This is a genomic window from Dietzia sp. Cai40 (assembly GCF_014145165.1).
GTDB lineage: Bacteria > Actinomycetota > Actinomycetes > Mycobacteriales > Mycobacteriaceae > Dietzia > Dietzia natronolimnaea.
In genome coordinates this window covers 1-1,845 of sequence record NZ_JAALEB010000331.1, presented here as the reverse complement: position 1 = coordinate 1,845, position 1,845 = coordinate 1, and the positions used below count along the sequence as shown (strand labels likewise).

The 1,845-nt window shown below is 73.8% G+C and carries 2 protein-coding genes; both read right to left on the bottom strand.

Annotated features, from left to right (window positions below):
* Nucleotides 1–22: 22 nt before the first annotated feature.
* Nucleotides 23–805, bottom strand: coding sequence for an ABC transporter ATP-binding protein (locus G6022_RS12695; RefSeq protein WP_179523955.1), 783 nt, complete (start codon nt 803–805; stop codon nt 23–25).
* Nucleotides 802–1,815 (bottom strand): iron ABC transporter permease, encoded by a 1,014-nt coding sequence (locus G6022_RS12690; RefSeq protein ID WP_182691677.1) that lies wholly within the window; start codon nt 1,813–1,815, stop codon nt 802–804. Before G6022_RS12690 ends, G6022_RS12695 begins: the two co-directional genes overlap by 4 nt.
* Nucleotides 1,816–1,845: the final 30 nt, after the last annotated feature.

Genomic DNA, 1,845 nt, shown 5'->3' with positions numbered 1-1,845 from the left:
GGCGCCGGGGCCGGGCGCGGGGTCACTCATCGGCGAGTCCCCAGACGTCCAGCGTGCGGCCGCCGCCCGGCCGCGGCCGCACCTGCCCGCGGACCCTGAACACCTCGGCCAGGAGGGCGGGATCGAGCACCTCCTCGGGCGCACCGGTCGCCACCACCCGGCCCTCGTCGAGGACCACCATCGCGTCGCAGTACTCGGTGGCCATCCGGAGGTCGTGGAGCGTCAGCAGGACCGCCAACCCGCCGGCCGCCAGCTCCCGCAGCAGCGCCAGGACCGAGAGCTGCTGGTGCAGGTCGAGGTGGTTGGTGGGCTCGTCCAGCAGGAGCACCTCCGGCTGCTGCGCCAACGCCCGGGCGATCGACACCCGCTGCCGTTCGCCCCCCGACAGGGCCAGGACGTCGCGGGCCGCCAACCCGGCCAACCCCACACGGTCGAGCACGGTGTCCACCACGTCGGCGTCGTCGGTCCCGAACGGCTCGAACAGCCCGCGTGTCACCGTCCGGCCCAGTCGCACCGACTCCCGGACCGTGATGCCACCCAACGAGACCGGCTCCTGGGTGCTCACGCCCACCGTCCGCGCCAGGGCCCGCCGGCGGAGCGAGGTGATGTCGTCGCCGTCGAGGCGCACCAGTCCGGCGGTCGTGGGCAGGGCCCGGTAGCAGGTGCGCAGCAGGGTCGTCTTGCCACTGCCGTTGGGGCCCACCAGCGCGGTGACCCGGCCGGGTGCGATGGTCAGGTCCACCCCCTCGAGGATCCGGCGACCCCCGAGGTCGGTGGAGACGTCGGCCGCGGTCAGTGTGGTCACGTCGCCGACCTTCCGTAGCGCCGCCACAGCATGATCAGGAACACCGGACCCCCCACGATCCCCGTGACGACGCCCACCGGGAGCTCGGCACCGTCGCTGACGGACCGGGCCGCGATGTCGGCCAGCACCAGGGCCACCGCCCCGAGCACCGCGGCCGTCGGCAGTAACCGGGCCGACGTGCGCCCGGTGACGTACCCGGCGAGATGCGGGATGAGCAGTCCGATGAACCCGATGGTCCCGGAGACCGCCACCGCCCCCGCGGTGAGCATCGAGACCAGCAGCAACATGAGCAGCCGGAACCGCGGGACGTTCATGCCCATGGCCGTGGCGCCGTCGTCGCCGGTCAGGAGGAGGTCCAGGTGGCGGCTGGACAGCATCACCAGGACGCCCGCGACGGCGAGGATCGAGACCGGGGCCAGGAGCATGGTCCACCCGGCGTCACCGAACCCGCCGGCCAGCCAGCGCATGACGGTGCCCAGTTGGTGGTCGTCGCCCAACACCAACAGCGTGAACGTGTTGAGCGCGCCGAACATCATCGTCAGGGCCGCCCCCACCAGCACGATCGCCGTGGTGTCGTGCGCGCGACGGGCCACCAGGACCACCCCGGCCAGTGGCAGCAGGGCGCCGAGGAAAGCGGCCATCGGGAGCGTGAAGACGCCCCACATCCCGGCACCCACGCCCAGGACGGTCAGGACGACGACGCCGAAACCGGCCCCGGACGACACCCCCAGCAGGTACGGGTCGGCCAGTGGGTTGCGCGTGACAGCCTGGGCGACGCCTCCCGCCACCGCGAGGGACGCGCCCACCGCCGCCGCCATGAGCGACCTCGGCAGCCGGGACTCGATCACGATCGCCTCGCGGGCCTCGGACCACCACGGGGTGAAGGAACCCGGGGCCGCGCGGTGGGCGACGATCGCCCAGACGTCGCCGAGGGGGATGGACACCGACCCCAGCGAGACCCCCACCGCCACGGCCAGGGCGAGAAGCCCCAGCAGCGGAGCGAGGACCAGTCCGAGTGGCCGCCTGCCGCGGCGCGGGCC